The sequence below is a fragment of the Pseudomonas spirodelae genome (assembly GCF_034653255.1).
Lineage (GTDB): Bacteria > Pseudomonadota > Gammaproteobacteria > Pseudomonadales > Pseudomonadaceae > Aquipseudomonas > Aquipseudomonas spirodelae.
Window position 1 is genome coordinate 73,152 of sequence record NZ_JAYEET010000023.1, and the last position, 14,565, is coordinate 87,716.

Below are 14,565 nucleotides of genomic sequence, written 5' to 3' on the forward strand. Positions count from 1 at the left end.
GGTTTTACAAACAGTAGATAAAACAAACCCCGCGAGCGCGGGGTTTGTTTTAAAGCAGGACAGAGGCTTAAGCCACCTGTACCTCTTCAGCTTGCATACCTTTCTGACCGCGAGCGGCCACGTAGGTAACAGTCTGGCCTTCTTTCAAGCTTTTGAAGCCATCGCTCTGGATAGCTTTGAAGTGAACGAAGAGATCGTCGCCGCCGTTAGTTGGGGTGATGAAGCCGAAGCCTTTTTCATCGTTGAACCATTTAACGGTGCCAGTTTCGCGATTTGCCATGGTGTGTCTCTTAAATCGATACGAATTGCGGTGCCAGAGTGCTCATAGCACCTATGCGGTTTTGCTGATAACTACAAGAAGTCAGCTCAGCCATAATAGGCCGTTTTTACGGGAAGTGTTGGGTTTAACATCAATTATTCATATTTTTATCAGCCCGAAAGCCCTTAGAGCCCTATTTTACTGGGCTGTAGGTGCTGAGGTATTTGATAAATGGTACGTCTCAGGGCCATGGCCACAGCTGAATTCCACCGTTAGGTCCCTAAAAATGCATTGAATGGCGTTGTCCATCAAGGCTTCTTGCGCTGCTGGTTGCTTCGTCGAACGGTCAGTTTCGCTTTGCGGAGTACTCAGAAAAACTCCAACACACCATCAGTGCAAGGACATTAATCACTCGAGCGTTCTGCCAGCTGCAGCTGAGTGTGTTTGGTGTGTTGGCTGAGACTGGCTTGCTATGGACCTCATGTTGCGACGACTAGCCGGTTCCGCTTGCCGGTGCACCGCCATGGCTGATGTTGATCAATGTTGCTTAAGCGCTGCGCCCGTATGCTATTAAGTTACTTCGCCCGGCCCGCTGATATGTTTGCTGGCTTGGCGCTTGTTTCTGCTGATAAGGATTACTGATGATTGAAGCTGCCTGGATTGCTTTTGCCTTTGGCATGGGCTTGGCTGCACGAGCTGTGGGGCTGCCGCCATTGGTGGGCTATCTGGGAGCAGGTTTTGCTTTGGCCGCGGTAGGTGAGTACATCGGTGTTGGTCCACATGACAGTGAGGCGCTGCAGCACATAGCTCATTTGGGTGTGCTGCTGCTGTTGTTTACCGTGGGCCTAAAGTTGAAACCGAGCAATCTGCTGCGGCGTGAGGTGATTGGCGGAGGGCTTCTGCACTTCGCTATTTCCAGTGTGCTGTTTCTCCCCGCAATTAGGCTGCTGCTCGATTTACCTTGGTTGCAGTGCTTATTACTGGCGAGCGCTCTGTCATTTTCCAGCACGGTGTTGGCGGCCAAAGTACTCGAAAGCAAGCGCGAGCTTCGGGCGTTTCACGGTCGTGTAGCGATTGGCGTTCTGGTGCTTCAGGACATGATTGCTTTGCTGGTCATGAGCCTGGCTGCTGGGGATTTGCCTTCACCATGGGCGTTAATGGTTTTTGCCTTGCCGTTTCTGCGTCCTCTGTTATTTCGCTTGCTTGACGCCAGTGGCCACGAGGAGCTGCTGTTGTTGCTCGGTTTGCTTTTGGCGTTGGCGGCCGGCGGCTTCGGTTTTGAGCAATTGGGGCTGAGCTCGGAGCTAGGCGCTCTGGCATTTGGCGCGTTGTTGGCCAAGCATAAGCGGGCTACCGAGCTGTCCAACTCACTGTGGGGTATCAAAGAAGTCTTCTTGGTCGGCTTCTTTTTACAGATCGGGATTGGCGGTCTCCCTGATGCGGATGCGCTGAAGTTTGCGCTGGTGATGACGTTGCTATTGCCGCTCAAGGGCGTGCTGTTCTTTTTTCTGTTTCTGCTCTTTCGCTTGCGCGCGCGTAGCGCTTTCCTCGCGGGTGTCAGCCTTACCAACTACAGCGAATTCGGCCTGATTATGGCCAGTGTCGTGCTGCCGCAATGGCTGATTCCGTTGGCCATTACGGTGGCGTTGTCGTTTGTTGTGTCCGCTCCACTCAATCGTATCGTTCATCTGCTCTACGAGCGTTGGTCTTGGTGCTTAATCCCCCTAGAGCGCAATATCCGCCACCCCGATGAGCAACCGCTATCGCTGGGCGATGCACAAACATTGGTAATGGGCATGGGGCGCACTGGCCGGGCGGCTTACGATTATCTGAAGGAGCAAGGCTATCGTGTGGTTGGTCTTGATTCCGACCCTACTGTGATTGAACAGAGTAAGGCGGCTGGGCGTCACGTGCTGTTTGCCGATGGTGAAGATCCGGTGTTTTGGCAGCACCTGGATATGCCCAAGGTTGATGCCGTAATCCTCACGCTTAACGATGAAGAGACCAAGGTGATTGCAACGCAGAAGCTGCGCGAGCGCGGTTTTAGTGGTTTGCTGGTGTCCCACGCAATGTACGAAGACATTGCCAAGCGCATTCAGGAAGCGGGCGCTGATCGTACCTACCTGACCATGAGTGAAGCCGGCTCTGGCTTGGCTGAACATGTGATCAGAACATTGGAGAGCCGTACCGAGGCGTCCTGAGGCTCTCGGAGAATTGGAAACCAAAACGCCCGCAATAAAGCGGGCGTTTCGTTGATTGCTGGGTATTACTGGTCGGTGAGGGCGAAGCGGGTAAGGGCGAAAGTGGCGATACCGCTGTCCTGCAGTTTCTGCGAGCCGCCTAGCTCGGGTAGATCGATGATCGCGGCGGCTTCAATGATGCTGGCGCCCATGCGTCGTACCAATTGTGCAGCCGCGAGCAAGGTGCCACCAGTTGCGATCAGGTCATCAAAAATCAGCACTTTGTCGCCTTCGCAGAGGCTGTCGGCATGCACTTCGAGCTTGGCTTCGCCGTATTCGGTTTGATAACTCTCACTGAGCACATCAGCCGGAAGTTTGCCTTGCTTGCGAAACAGCACCAGCGGCTTGTTCAGCTCATAGGCGATGATTGAACCGATCAGAAAACCACGCGCATCCATGGCGCCGATGTGGCTGAAATCGGCTTCGACGTAACGCTGGATAAAACTGTCGGCGACCATGCGCAGTGCACGTGGCGACTGGAACAGCGGGGTGATGTCGCGAAAGATCACCCCCGGCTTGGGGAAGTCCACCACCGGGCGGATCAGGGTTTTGATGCTGAATTCGTCGAAGATCATCTGTTGGGTCCTGCGCTGTGCGGTTCTATCAGCTGTCGAGATTACCGCCAGCCAGGGCGCACAGCTCGATCGGGTCGAGGATCTGCACTTCTTTGCCTTCGGCTTCGAGCAGCTTGTTCTGTTGGAAACGGGTGAATACCCGCGATACGGTCTCTACTGCAAGGCCTAGATAGTTGCCAATTTCGTTGCGCGACATGGCCAGGCGGAACTGATTGGCCGAGAAGCCGCGTGCGCGGAAGCGGGCCGAGAGGTTAACCAAGAATGTGGCGATGCGCTCATCTGCGGTCTTCTTCGACAGCAGCAACATCATCTGTTGATCGTCGCGGATCTCCCGGCTCATAACGCGCATCAGTTGGCGGCGCAGTTGCGGCAACTGCACTGACAATTCGTCGAGCCGCTCGAAGGGGATTTCACACACCGAGGTGGTTTCCAGGGCTACGGCCGACACTGGATAGGTCTCGTTGTCCATGCCCGACAGCCCAATCAGTTCACTGGGTAGGTGGAAGCCGGTGATTTGTTCATCACCGCCATCGCTCAGGCTGAAGGTTTTTAGCGCGCCGGCACGCACGGCAAAAACAGAATTGAAGGCATCGCCCTGGCGGAACAGAAACTCACCTTTTTTCAGTGGGCGGCCGCGTTTGACGATGTCGTCGAGGGCGTCCATATCTTCCAGATTCAGCGATAGCGGCAGGCACAAACTCGCCAGGCTGCAGTCCTTGCAATGGGCTTGATGGGGTGCGTGCAGCTTGATGTTTTCGGACATCTCGAATGATCCTGGATAAACACACAATAAGCGCAAGGTTACAGCAGGGCGCAGGGTTGGGCCACTAGGATGCGGTTCTTGAGTGCGTGATCAAGTTTGATGGCGCTCGGGAGATAGGTCGGATGACCTTAAAAGATATGCAATGAGCCTCTCCATTTGTCTGGAGTTGGCCGATGCGGGAAGCGGCATGAATACTGTGCTGGAGCGTAAGCGTGCTGAAGCCGAAGGCTGCGTTCAGGGCGACGCGAATGCGCAGTAGACGCTCGTGACATGGCCTACTGCAAGGGAGGCCTTAAGCAGCGCCGTAGCGACGCTGATCAAGGCTATGCAGGCTCCGAGTGAGCTGCAGGTGCAGGAGCGGCCACCCTTGTCATGACATAGGCACGCGCAACGGTGTCTTAGATCACCCGTGAGAAACGCTGCCTGCTGAGTTCATTGAGGTAGCGATCAAACAGCATGCACAGCGAGCGCACCAGTAGGCGGCCTGCTGGCAGGACCTCGATGCCCTGGGCATTCAATTCGATCAAACCATCACTGGCCATTTGCTGCAGTTGCGGCCAGATATCGGCAAAGTAGCGGCGAAACTCGATGGAATAGGCCTGCTCAATGTCGATAAAGCGCAGTTGGAAATGACAGATCAGCTGCTGGATCACCGCACGCCGCAGGCGGTCGTCGTCATCACAGTGCAGGCCGCGCACGGTGGCCAGTTCACTGTGTTCGAGGCTGTCTTGGTATTTACTTAGATCGCTGATGTTCTGGCAGTACAGGTCGCCAATCTGACTGATGGATGACACGCCTAGGCCGATCAGGTCGCAATGGCCGTGGGTGGTATAGCCCTGGAAGTTGCGCTGCAGGCTGCCGTCTTCCTGGGCGCTGGCCAGCTCGTCATCGGGTAAGGCGAAGTGATCCATGCCGATATAGCGGTAACCGGCGGCGCTCAGTTGCTCGATGCTGGCGTGCAGCATGGCCAGCTTGTCGCCTGGGCTGGGCAGGTCGCTGGTGTTGATGCGCCGCTGCGGCATAAAGCGCTCCGGCAAATGGGCGTAGTTGAAGAGTGATAGGCGATCGGGTTGCAGGGCTATTATTTCGTCGACCGTGCGGGCGAAGCGTTCAGGCGTTTGCAGCGGTAGGCCGTAGATCAGGTCGATGTTTACCGAGCGGAACTGCAGGGTGCGCGCGGCTTCGATGATGGCGCGGGTTTCTTCCAGGGTTTGCAGGCGGTTCACCGCTCGTTGCACGGCCGGATCGAGGTCTTGCACGCCCAAGCTGACACGGTTGAAACCGAGCTCACGGAGTAGGCCCATGGTTGACCAGTCGGCTTCGCGTGGGTCGATCTCAATGCTGTAATCGCCTGAGTCGTCATCCAGCAGGTTGAAGTGTTGGCGCAGGTGGCCCATCAGGTGACGCAATTCATCATGGCTGAGAAAGGTCGGCGTACCACCGCCGAAGTGCAGCTGTTCGACCTTCTGCTGCGGGTCTAAATGATGGCTAATAATCTCGATTTCGCGTTCGAGTTTTTCCAGGTAAGGCTGAGCGCGCCCGCGATCTTTGGTGATGACCTTGTTGCAGGCGCAGTAGTAGCAGATGTGCGCGCAGAACGGGATGTGCACATACAGTGACAGCGGACGCATGGCTTTGCGGCTATCACGCAGGGCGTGCAGCAGGTCGAACTGGCTAACGCGCTCATGGAACTGCACGGCGGTCGGGTAAGAGGTATAGCGCGGGCCGGCCTGGTCATAACGGCGGATCAGGTTGCTGTCCCACTGGATGGCGTTGAGCATGCGGGGGTTCCCGGTTTGGCTTTCAATGCCGGGGAGTCTAAGTGCGCCACGCTGGGGGTGTTTTGACCTGTATCAAGCGGCTGCGTGCTGTCGCCGATTGCCGATCAGTGGCCCATTAGCCAGTGCTGGTGCGGGCCGGGCAGGGTCCACAGACCGAAGAGGATGACCAAAATACCACCGGCCATGCGGATGCCTCGTTTACGCAGCAGGGCGGTCAGGCGTTCGGCGGCTAGGCCGGTGGCCAGAAGAACGGGCATGGTGCCCAAGCCGAAGGCCAGCATCAGCGCGGCGCTGTCGAACGCGTTGCCCTGGCTGGCGGCCCACAGCAGGGTGCTGTAGACCAGGCCGCAGGGCAGCCAGCCCCACAAACTGCCGAGCACCAGAGCACGCGGCAGGCTGGTGACGGGCATAAAGCGTCGGGTCAGGGGTTGGATATAGCGCCACAGGCCGCGACCAAGGGCTTCGATACGCGTCAGGCCGCTCCACCAGCCAGCCAGGTATAGGCCCATGGCAATCAGCAGCAGTGCCGCTATTACGCGCAACCCGGTTACCAGTGGGCTGGCGGCGACTGCCCAGCCAGCCAGCCCGAGCAGAAGCCCTGCCAGGGTGTAACTGAGAATCCGCCCCAGGTTGTAGGCCAGTAACAGCTGAAAGCGTTGCGCGCGCTGCTCGGGCGGGATCGCTAGGGTCAGCGCGCCCATGAGTCCGCCGCACATGCCCAGGCAATGGCCGCCGCCAAGCAGGCCGAGGATCATGGCTGAGATCAGCAGCGGCAGCAGATCAAGCACGCGGCGGCTCCTGTGAGTCGTGCTGCGTGTCTTGTTGCTGCGCCTGGGTAACGGCGGCTTTGTGTTTTGGGTCTTCGTCGTCGAACAGAATGCTGTGGGCCGGGCCGTCCAGGTCGTCGTACTGCCCACTGTCGACCGCCCAGAAGAACAGCCAGATGGCGAATGCCACCAGCGCAATGGCGACTGGGATCAAGATATAGAGGGCGGGCATAAGATCTCCAGGTGCGGCTTGGGTGAGGCGTGAACCCCCTTACGGGCGTGTTAGCCGTAAGGCGTTGAGTACCACCAGCAGTGAGCTGACCGACATGCCCAGCGCGGCCCAGATCGGGGTAATCCAGCCGATGGCGGCGAAGGGCAGTACCAGGCCATTGTACAGGCTGGCCCAGGCGAGGTTCTCGATGATCACCCGGCGGGTTCGTTGCGCCATGTGTAGCGCCTGTACCAGGCTGCTAAGGCGATTGGAGAGCAGCACGGCATCGGCGCTGGTTTTTGCCAAGTCGGTGGCGCTGCCCATGGCCACGCTGATGTCGGCGGCGGCCAGGACCGGCACATCATTGACTCCGTCACCCAGCATCAGTACGCGGCGGCCCTGGCTGTGTAGCTGCTTCAGTACGTCCAGCTTGGCATCCGGGGTGAGGCCGCCATGTGCATCGTCGATGCCGAGTTGTCGCGCTACTTCAGCGACCATCGGGGAGCTGTCGCCGGACAGCAGCATGATCTGCCAGCGTTTGGCTTTGGCCATGGCGATCAGTTGTGGCGCGTCATCGCGTAAGCGGTCATCCAGTACGAACCAGGCCAGCGGCCCTTGTTCGTCACCCAGCAGCAGCCACTGGCCATGTTCGCCGGTAATGGTTGGGACGGGCTGAGCGCTCAGTGCGCAGACGAAGTCTGCCTGGCCGATGCGGAGCAAGCGTCCCCCGGCGCGCCCTTGCAGGCCGAGGCCTGGATGGCTGTCGACTTGTTCGGCCGCCTCAGGCGCTTGGCCAAAGGCGCGGGCAATCGGGTGCTCAGAGCGGTTTTCCAGGGCGGCGGCCAGGGCCAGGCAGCTATCCGCATCCAGCTCGCGCAGCAGGTGGATGGCGCTGAGTGTCAGGCGGCCTTCGGTCAAGGTGCCGGTCTTGTCCAGCACCAGGGTGTCGATCTGATTCAGGCCTTCGAGTACGTGGCCACGGGTCAGCAGCATGCCGAGCTTGTGCAGCGAGCCCGTGGCGGCGGTCAATGCGGTCGGCGTGGCCAATGCCAGTGCGCAGGGACAGGTGGCGACCAGCAGGGCCAGCACAATCCAGAAGGCACGCGATGGGTCGAGTTGCCACCAGACCAGGCCGACGATAGCCGCGACGACTAGAACAATCAGCAGGAACCACTGCGCCACTTGGTCGGCGAGTACTGCCAGACGCGGTTTGTCGCTCTGCGCGCGCTCCAGCAGGCGGACGATTGCCGACAGCCGCGTAGCGTCACCGAGGGCCTGCACTTCAACCTGCAACGGACCTTCGACATTCAGAGTACCGGCGGTGACGGCATCGCCGACGTTACGCGGCTGTGGCAGGTATTCGCCGGTTAGCAGGGACTCATCGACGCTCGACTGGCCTTGAACAATGCGCCCGTCGGCGGGCAGCAGGGCGCCTGGCGGCACCAGCACCTGATCACCGACGCGCAATTCGCTGAGCAGAATCCGTTGGCTCTGGCCGTCGGCATCCAGGCGCAGACAGGACGCCGGTAGCAGGTTGACCAGCTGCGCGGTGGCGGCGGCAGTGCGTTCGCGGGCGCGGCGTTCCAGGTAGCGGCCGGCCAGGAGGAACAGGGCAAACATGCCCACGGCATCGAAATACAGCTCGCCCTGACCGGTGATGGTGGACCAGATACCGGCGACATAGGCGCCACCAATCGCCAGGGATACCGACACGTCCATGGTCAGGTGACGGGTGCGCAGGTCGCGCAGGGCACCGCGGAAGAACTGCCCGCAGCAGTAGAAGACAATCGGGGTAGTGAGAAACAGGCTGACCCAGCGCAGAATCTTGTCCAGCTCGGGAGACAGGTCAATGTTGAATTCCGGCCATGTGGCCATGGTCGCCATCATCACCTGCATCCACAGCATGCCGGCGACGCCCAGTTCGCGCATGGCGCGGCGGTTTTCGCGTTGCAGCTGTTCGGCGGCGGCATCGGCCTGCCAAGGGTGGGCGGCGTAGCCGATCTTACGCAGCGCCTTGAGCAGTTGGCTTAACGGCAGCTGACTGTCGGCCCAGCGCACTTGCAGGCGGTGGTTGGACAGGTTGAGGTGCGCCTCGCTGACGCCGGGTAGGGCGCGCAGGTGTTTTTCAATCAGCCAGCCACAGGCAGCGCAGCTGATGCCTTCAATCAGCAGGCAGGTCTCACTGAGTTCACCGTCATGCTCGACAAAGGGTTGCTGCACATCGCTGCGGTCATACAGGGCGAGTTCATCAGGCAGGGCCTGGGGCAGGCTCTGTGGGTTGGCGGCGCTTTCGCTACGGTGGCTGTAGTAGTGCTCCAGGCCGCCACTGACGATGGCTTCGGCCACTGCCTGACAGCCCGGGCAGCACATTTCACGGGGAGCGCCCAGTACCTGAGCCTGAAAGCGGCTGCCGCTGGGGACCGGCAAACCGCAGTGATAGCAGGGGGTTGGAGTGGCCATCGGTGTGCTTATTGAGCATCCCCGAGAAGGATTTCTTGGCCGCTTTGTACGTCTTCTTCTTCGAACAGGCGCCAGTCCTTGCCGCCTTCTTGGCCGATCAGCTCAACAAAGCGTCGACCTTGCACCGCATCGATCATCTGCCCGCTGTAACTGCCATCGGCCTGCGGCTGCAGGATTACCCGGCGATCACGCTCCGGCTGGGTCGGTGAAATCAGGTTGAGCACCAACTGCTGTGGGCGGCTGTTGCCATTCAGCTGCAGGGTGGCGGTGCCGTCGTCATCGTTGAGCAGCAGGTTGGCGTGCAGCTTGAGACGGATGGCGTGGTTTTCCCGTTCCAGTGACTGGTTGATGCCCTTGCCGACGTCGTAATAGTCATCGGAAATCAGCCCCGGCGGGTTTTTCGTGGCGATGGTCAGCAGGGTCAGCCCCTGGACCACTGAATAGGCCAACAGGCCAATCAGAAACCAGGGCCAGAATTGCTTGTACCAGGGCTTGATGATCTCGGCGTTCTTTTCAGTCATGGTCTTCTCTGGTCAGCGCACGCTGGGGCCGATAAAGCGGCTGGCGGCGTCGGTTTTGATGCTTGGGTCATCTACCGCCTGCAAGCGGAAGCTGATTTCATTGGCGCTCGAAGGCAGTTTCTCAGGTTCGATGGACAGCTCCACCGGCAGCGACAGTACCTCGCCAGCCAGTGCTTTGACCTCACGCTTGCCTTCATACACCAGGCCGTCGAGGCCATCGGCTTCGATCCGATAGGTCACTTCGTGCTGGGCCTTGTTCATGATTTTCAGGGTGTAGACGTTCTCGATCCGGCCTTCTTCGTTTTCACGATAGAGCACGCGGTCTTTGAGTACATCCAGTTCCACCAGCGAGCGATCGACGATGGCCCAGCTGAATACACAGAACATGGCCAGCAGGGCGATGGCGTAGCCAATCAGGCGGGGTCGTATCAAGTGGGTCTTTTGCCCGGAGAGGTTGTGTTCGGTGGTGTAGCTGATCAGGCCCTTCGGATAGTTCATCTTTTCCATGATGCTGTCGCAGGCGTCGATACAGGCCGCGCAACCGATGCACTCAATCTGCAGGCCGTCGCGAATATCGATACCGGTCGGGCAGACGTGTACGCACATCTTGCAGTCGATGCAGTCACCCAGGCCTTCAGCCTTGTAATCAGCATCACGCTTACGCGGGCCACGCTGCTCGCCGCGGCGAGGGTCGTAGGACACGATCAGGGTGTCCTGGTCGAACATCACGCTCTGGAAGCGCGCATAAGGGCACATGTAGATGCACACCTGCTCACGCAGATAGCCGGCGTTGCCGTAGGTGGCCAGGGTAAAGAAGCCCACCCAGAACAGAGCCCAGCCGCCAGCTTGCAGGGTAAACAGATCGGGGATCAGATCGCGGATTGGGGTGAAGTAGCCGACGAAGGTAATCGCGGTGACCAGTGAAACGCCCACCCAGATGCTGTGTTTGGCCAGCTTGCGCAGAAACTTCTGCGAGGTCATCGGGGTTTTGTCGAGTTTCATGCGCTGATTGCGATCACCTTCGGTGACCTTTTCAGCCCACATAAAGACCCAGGTGAATACGCTCTGCGGGCAGGTGTAGCCGCACCAGACGCGCCCGGCGAATACGGTGATAAAGAACAGACCGAAGGCGGCGATGATCAGCAGTGCTGAGAGCAGGACAAAGTCTTGTGGCCAGTAGGTGGCCCCGAAGATATGAAATTTGCGTTCCGGCAGGTCCCACCAAACAGCCTGACGGCCATTCCAGGTCAACCATACAGTGCCGAAATACAACAGGAAGAGGGCTGCGCCACCGAGCATGCGCAGGTTGCGGAAGATGCCGGTGAAGGAGCGGGTGTAGATTTTTTCGCGGTTGGCGTACAGGTCAACAACTTCGACCTTGGCCTGGGCAGGAGTGACGTCTTTAACGGGGATCTGTGTGCTCATCAGTGCGTACCACGGCGGTTGGATGGCTGCCCTGGTCGATACGTGCCGGCCGGGGTCATACGTGCTCTTGCGCTATGGTACGCCTGACGATCACTCGGCAGGTGCGACCTGCGGTCGCGCCTGCTGAGCCCAAGAATTACTTCTCGGTTTTGCCTTGCGACAGGCTGTACACATAAGCGGCCAGCAAATGCACTTTATCGTTGCCCAGGAAGTCAGCCTGGGCTGGCATCTTGCCATTACGGCCATAACGCAGAGTTTGTTGAACCTGAGCGAAGCTGGAACCGTAGAGCCAGACTTTGTCAGTCAGATTCGGTGCGCCCATAGCCTGTTGGCCCTTACCTTCAGCGCCATGACAGACTGCACAATTGCTCGCAAAGATGTTTTGACCTGCGGCAAGGTCAACTTCGATGCCCTGCGGATTCTTCAAGCCAGACAGCGTACGGATGTAGCCGGCAACGTTGCGGATGCCTTCTTCACCGATGATGTCTTTCCACGCTGGCATAGCTGCCTGACGGCCGCCCATGATGGTGGTCTTGAGGGTTTCCGGTTCGCCGCCATACAGCCAGTCGTTGTCGGTGAGGTTAGGGAAGCCGTAAGCACCCTTGGCATCAGAGCCGTGGCAGACCGAGCAGTTGGAAGCAAACAGGCGGCCGCCCATTTTCAGCGCTTGCTCGTCCTGGGCCACTTGCTCAATCGGCATGGCTGCGTATTTGGCGAAGATCGGCCCGTACTGAGCATCGGCCTTGGCCATCTCTTTTTCCCACTGGTGCACACCGGTCCAGCCGGCATTGCGCTCAGCACCGCCAGCGATTTCCACGTTGGTGGCAAATGGGGTTTCTGCTTTGCTGTCGAGGTAGTCGTAGCCCGGCAGCAGACCTTTCCAGTTACCCAGGCCTGGGTACAGGACTAGGTAGCCGAGGGCGAAGACGATGGTGCCGACAAACAGCATGAACCACCACTTAGGCAGTGGGTTGTCATACTCTTCGATACCGTCAAAGGTATGGCCCATGGTTTCTTCGGTAGTGTCCTGGCGCTGGCCCTTGCGGGTGCCGAACACTAGCCAAGTCAGGGCGAAGATGGTGCCCAGCGACAGAATGGTTACGTACCAACTCCAGAACGTGGTCATTGGTTATTGCTCCTGGAAGATTGCTCGTCACGGTCAACGGGTTTGGGATCGTCGGCGAAGGGCAGGTTGGCGGCCTCGTCGAAGCTGGATTTACGCTTGCTGCTGTAAGCCCAGAGCACCACGCTAATAAAAGCGATGAACACCACTGCTGTGCCTATGCCGCGAATAGTCCCGATATCCATTGAGCGTTACCGTTTGTTCTTGATGGAAGTGCCGAGAACCTGCAGGTACGCAACCAGTGCGTCCATTTCGGTTTTGCCTTTTACTGCATCCTTAGCACCTGCGATGTCTTCATCGGTGTAAGGGATGCCAAAGCCACGCATGACTTCCATCTTCTTGGCGGTGTCCTTGCCGTCAAGCTTGTGCTCAACCAGGAAGGGGTAAGCCGGCATTTTCGATTCAGGCACGACGTTGCGCGGGTTATACAGGTGCGCACGCTGCCACTCATCCGAGTAACGACCGCCAACACGGGCCAAGTCCGGACCGGTACGCTTGGAGCCCCACAGGAACGGGTGGTCCCAAACGCTTTCACCGGCGACCGAATAGTGGCCATAACGCTCGGTTTCCGCACGGAACGGACGGATCATCTGCGAGTGGCAGCCGACACAACCGTTGGCGATGTAAACATCGCGGCCTTCCAGTTGCAGCGCGGTGTAAGGCTTGAGGCCTTCCACCGGCTCATTGGTGACGTCCTGGAAAAACAGCGGAACGATTTGAGTCAGGCCGCCGATGCTGACGGCTAGAACCATCAGCAGCGCCATCAGGCCAATATTTTTCTCAATAATTTCGTGTTTCATCAGTGCGCTACTCCGGCTGGAATCTGTGCAGCTGCTTCGTATTCAGAAGCTTTCGCGGCACGCACGGTACGGTAGGTGTTGTAAGCCATCAGCAGCATGCCGGTGACGAAGAACGCGCCGCCGATCATACGCACCACATAACCTGGGTGGCTGGCTTCCAGCGCTTCAACGAAGGAGTAGGTGAGGGTGCCGTCTTCGTTGACTGCACGCCACATCAAACCCTGGGTAATGCCGTTGACCCACATGGAGGCGATGTACAGCACGGTACCGATGGTGGCCAACCAGAAGTGTGCGTTGATCAGGCCGACGCTGTGCATCTGTGGGCGACCAAACACTTTAGGCAGCATGTGGTACAGCGCGCCGATGGAGATCATCGCTACCCAGCCGAGAGCGCCGGCGTGTACGTGGCCGATGGTCCAGTCGGTGTAGTGGGACAGCGCGTTGACGGTCTTGATCGCCATCATCGGACCTTCGAAGGTCGACATGCCGTAGAACGCCAGCGATACCACCAAGAAGCGCAGGATTGGGTCGGTGCGCAGCTTATGCCAGGCGCCAGACAGGCTCATCATGCCGTTGATCATGCCGCCCCAGCTCGGTGCCAGCAGAATGATCGACATCGCCATACCGAGGGACTGCGCCCAATCCGGCAGTGCGGTGTAGTGCAGGTGGTGCGGGCCAGCCCAGATATACAGGGTGATCAGCGCCCAGAAGTGCACGATGGACAAGCGGTAGGAGTAGATCGGACGCTCAGCCTGCTTGGGTACGAAGTAGTACATCATCCCCAGGAAGCCAGTGGTCAGGAAGAAGCCTACGGCGTTGTGCCCGTACCACCACTGAATCATCGCGTCAGTCGCACCGGCATAGGCCGAGTAGGACTTGAACAGGCTGACCGGAACGGCCGCACTGTTGACGATGTGCAGCATCGCGGTCACCAGAATGAAGGCACCGTAGAACCAGTTGCCGACATAGATGTGCTTGGTTTTACGCTTGGCCACAGTGCCGAAGAACACCACTGCGTAAGTCACCCAGACGATACCCAGGAGGATATCAATCGGCCACTCAAGCTCAGCGTACTCTTTGGTGCCGGTGTAACCCATCGGCAGGGTGATGACCGCTGCGACGATTACGGCTTGCCAGCCCCAGAAGGTGAAAGCAGCCAGACCATCGGAAATCAGGCGCGTTTGGCACGTGCGCTGCACCACGTAGTAAGACGTGGCAAACAGTGCGCAACCGCCGAAGGCGAAGATTACCGCGTTGGTGTGAAGCGGACGTAGACGGCCAAAGGTCGTCCATTCCATGCCTAGGTTGAGTTCAGGCCACACGAGTTGTGCGGCGATGAAAACACCTAGAGCCATGCCAATGACTCCCCAAATCACCGTCATTACGGCGAATTGGCGAACCACCTTGTAGTTATAAGCAGTCTGACTGATTGCTGTGCTCATTATGGGTTCCACGGTTAATGGATTTTTTAGGGGCAAAAATCGGTGGCAAGTATGTAGAAAGCAGGTTCTCATTGCAACGACACAAGCCGGCGCGATAGGGCTTTCAGGGCTCTTAACAAGCATGTAATGCCTTTGTCACAAGGCATTGCTGCAAGCAACAAACGCCTTAAAACGGCATAGCGCAAAGATGGGAATCGC

The 14,565-nt window shown here is 58.5% G+C and carries 14 protein-coding genes; 1 reads left to right on the forward strand and 13 read right to left on the reverse strand.

What is annotated here, in order from left to right:
- Positions 1-67 precede the first annotated feature (67 nt).
- Positions 68-280: a cold-shock protein gene (locus SOP97_RS07515; protein WP_069516724.1), complete on the reverse strand. Its 213-nt coding sequence runs from the start codon at positions 278-280 to the stop codon at positions 68-70.
- A 620-nt stretch (positions 281-900) separates the two neighbouring features.
- Between SOP97_RS07515 and SOP97_RS07520 the strand changes: the two genes are divergently transcribed.
- Positions 901-2,460, forward strand: a complete 1,560-nt coding sequence (locus SOP97_RS07520) for a cation:proton antiporter family protein (RefSeq protein ID WP_322948809.1) — start codon at positions 901-903, stop codon at positions 2,458-2,460.
- Positions 2,461-2,525: 65 nt separating this feature from the next.
- Here SOP97_RS07520 and SOP97_RS07525 read toward each other — a convergent pair whose 3' ends face one another.
- From SOP97_RS07525 to ccoN, 12 genes are all read right to left on the reverse strand, one after another.
- Entirely contained in the window at positions 2,526-3,074 is a 549-nt protein-coding gene (locus SOP97_RS07525) for an adenine phosphoribosyltransferase (protein ID WP_322948810.1), read from the reverse strand.
- Positions 3,075-3,102: 28 nt separating this feature from the next.
- Positions 3,103-3,837 (reverse strand): fumarate/nitrate reduction transcriptional regulator Fnr, encoded by a 735-nt coding sequence (gene fnr / locus SOP97_RS07530; protein WP_274088739.1) that lies wholly within the window; start codon positions 3,835-3,837, stop codon positions 3,103-3,105.
- 398 nt (positions 3,838-4,235) lie between these two features.
- Positions 4,236-5,618 (reverse strand): oxygen-independent coproporphyrinogen III oxidase, encoded by a 1,383-nt coding sequence (gene hemN / locus SOP97_RS07535; RefSeq protein ID WP_322948811.1) that lies wholly within the window; start codon positions 5,616-5,618, stop codon positions 4,236-4,238.
- Positions 5,619-5,722: 104 nt separating this feature from the next.
- Positions 5,723-6,406: a sulfite exporter TauE/SafE family protein gene (locus SOP97_RS07540; protein WP_322948812.1), complete on the reverse strand. Its 684-nt coding sequence runs from the start codon at positions 6,404-6,406 to the stop codon at positions 5,723-5,725.
- Entirely contained in the window at positions 6,399-6,617 is a 219-nt protein-coding gene (gene ccoS / locus SOP97_RS07545) for a cbb3-type cytochrome oxidase assembly protein CcoS (protein ID WP_274088742.1), read from the reverse strand. The genes SOP97_RS07540 and ccoS overlap by 8 nt, the downstream gene beginning before the upstream one ends.
- Before the next feature lie 39 nt (positions 6,618-6,656).
- Positions 6,657-9,056 (reverse strand): heavy metal translocating P-type ATPase, encoded by a 2,400-nt coding sequence (locus tag SOP97_RS07550; protein WP_322948813.1) that lies wholly within the window; start codon positions 9,054-9,056, stop codon positions 6,657-6,659.
- An 8-nt stretch (positions 9,057-9,064) separates the two neighbouring features.
- Entirely contained in the window at positions 9,065-9,577 is a 513-nt protein-coding gene (locus tag SOP97_RS07555) for a FixH family protein (protein WP_274088744.1), read from the reverse strand.
- Between the two features lie 12 nt (positions 9,578-9,589).
- Positions 9,590-11,002 carry a cytochrome c oxidase accessory protein CcoG gene (gene ccoG, locus SOP97_RS07560; protein ID WP_322948814.1) on the reverse strand — a complete coding sequence of 471 codons (1,413 nt, stop codon included), beginning with the start codon at positions 11,000-11,002 and terminating at the stop codon, positions 9,590-9,592.
- A 136-nt stretch (positions 11,003-11,138) separates the two neighbouring features.
- A complete protein-coding gene (gene ccoP / locus SOP97_RS07565; protein ID WP_274088746.1) occupies positions 11,139-12,128 on the reverse strand; it encodes a cytochrome-c oxidase, cbb3-type subunit III in 990 nt (329 codons plus the stop codon).
- Positions 12,125-12,310, reverse strand: coding sequence for a cbb3-type cytochrome oxidase subunit 3 (locus SOP97_RS07570; protein ID WP_322948815.1), 186 nt, complete (start codon positions 12,308-12,310; stop codon positions 12,125-12,127). The genes ccoP and SOP97_RS07570 overlap by 4 nt, the downstream gene beginning before the upstream one ends.
- A 6-nt stretch (positions 12,311-12,316) precedes the next feature.
- Positions 12,317-12,925, reverse strand: coding sequence for a cytochrome-c oxidase, cbb3-type subunit II (ccoO, locus tag SOP97_RS07575; protein ID WP_090242354.1), 609 nt, complete (start codon positions 12,923-12,925; stop codon positions 12,317-12,319).
- Positions 12,925-14,367 carry a cytochrome-c oxidase, cbb3-type subunit I gene (gene ccoN / locus SOP97_RS07580; RefSeq protein WP_274088748.1) on the reverse strand — a complete coding sequence of 481 codons (1,443 nt, stop codon included), beginning with the start codon at positions 14,365-14,367 and terminating at the stop codon, positions 12,925-12,927. Before ccoN ends, ccoO begins: the two co-directional genes overlap by 1 nt.
- Between the last annotated feature and the right edge of the window lie 198 nt (positions 14,368-14,565).

Excerpts from the sequence above, each read along its gene's own strand:
- SOP97_RS07515 (WP_069516724.1), bottom strand. The coding sequence starts at position 280 with ATGGCAAATCGCGAAACTGGCACCGTTAAATGGTTCAACGATGAAAAA.
- SOP97_RS07520 (WP_322948809.1), top strand. The coding sequence starts at position 901 with ATGATTGAAGCTGCCTGGATTGCTTTTGCCTTTGGCATGGGCTTGGCT.
- SOP97_RS07525 (WP_322948810.1), bottom strand. The coding sequence starts at position 3,074 with ATGATCTTCGACGAATTCAGCATCAAAACCCTGATCCGCCCGGTGGTG.
- fnr (WP_274088739.1), bottom strand. The coding sequence starts at position 3,837 with ATGTCCGAAAACATCAAGCTGCACGCACCCCATCAAGCCCATTGCAAG.
- hemN (WP_322948811.1), bottom strand. The coding sequence starts at position 5,618 with ATGCTCAACGCCATCCAGTGGGACAGCAACCTGATCCGCCGTTATGAC.
- ccoS (WP_274088742.1), bottom strand. The coding sequence starts at position 6,617 with ATGCCCGCCCTCTATATCTTGATCCCAGTCGCCATTGCGCTGGTGGCA.
- SOP97_RS07550 (WP_322948813.1), bottom strand. The coding sequence starts at position 9,056 with ATGGCCACTCCAACCCCCTGCTATCACTGCGGTTTGCCGGTCCCCAGC.
- SOP97_RS07555 (WP_274088744.1), bottom strand. The coding sequence starts at position 9,577 with ATGACTGAAAAGAACGCCGAGATCATCAAGCCCTGGTACAAGCAATTC.
- ccoG (WP_322948814.1), bottom strand. The coding sequence starts at position 11,002 with ATGAGCACACAGATCCCCGTTAAAGACGTCACTCCTGCCCAGGCCAAG.
- ccoP (WP_274088746.1), bottom strand. The coding sequence starts at position 12,128 with ATGACCACGTTCTGGAGTTGGTACGTAACCATTCTGTCGCTGGGCACC.
- SOP97_RS07570 (WP_322948815.1), bottom strand. The coding sequence starts at position 12,310 with ATGGATATCGGGACTATTCGCGGCATAGGCACAGCAGTGGTGTTCATC.
- ccoO (WP_090242354.1), bottom strand. The coding sequence starts at position 12,925 with ATGAAACACGAAATTATTGAGAAAAATATTGGCCTGATGGCGCTGCTG.
- ccoN (WP_274088748.1), bottom strand. The coding sequence starts at position 14,367 with ATGAGCACAGCAATCAGTCAGACTGCTTATAACTACAAGGTGGTTCGC.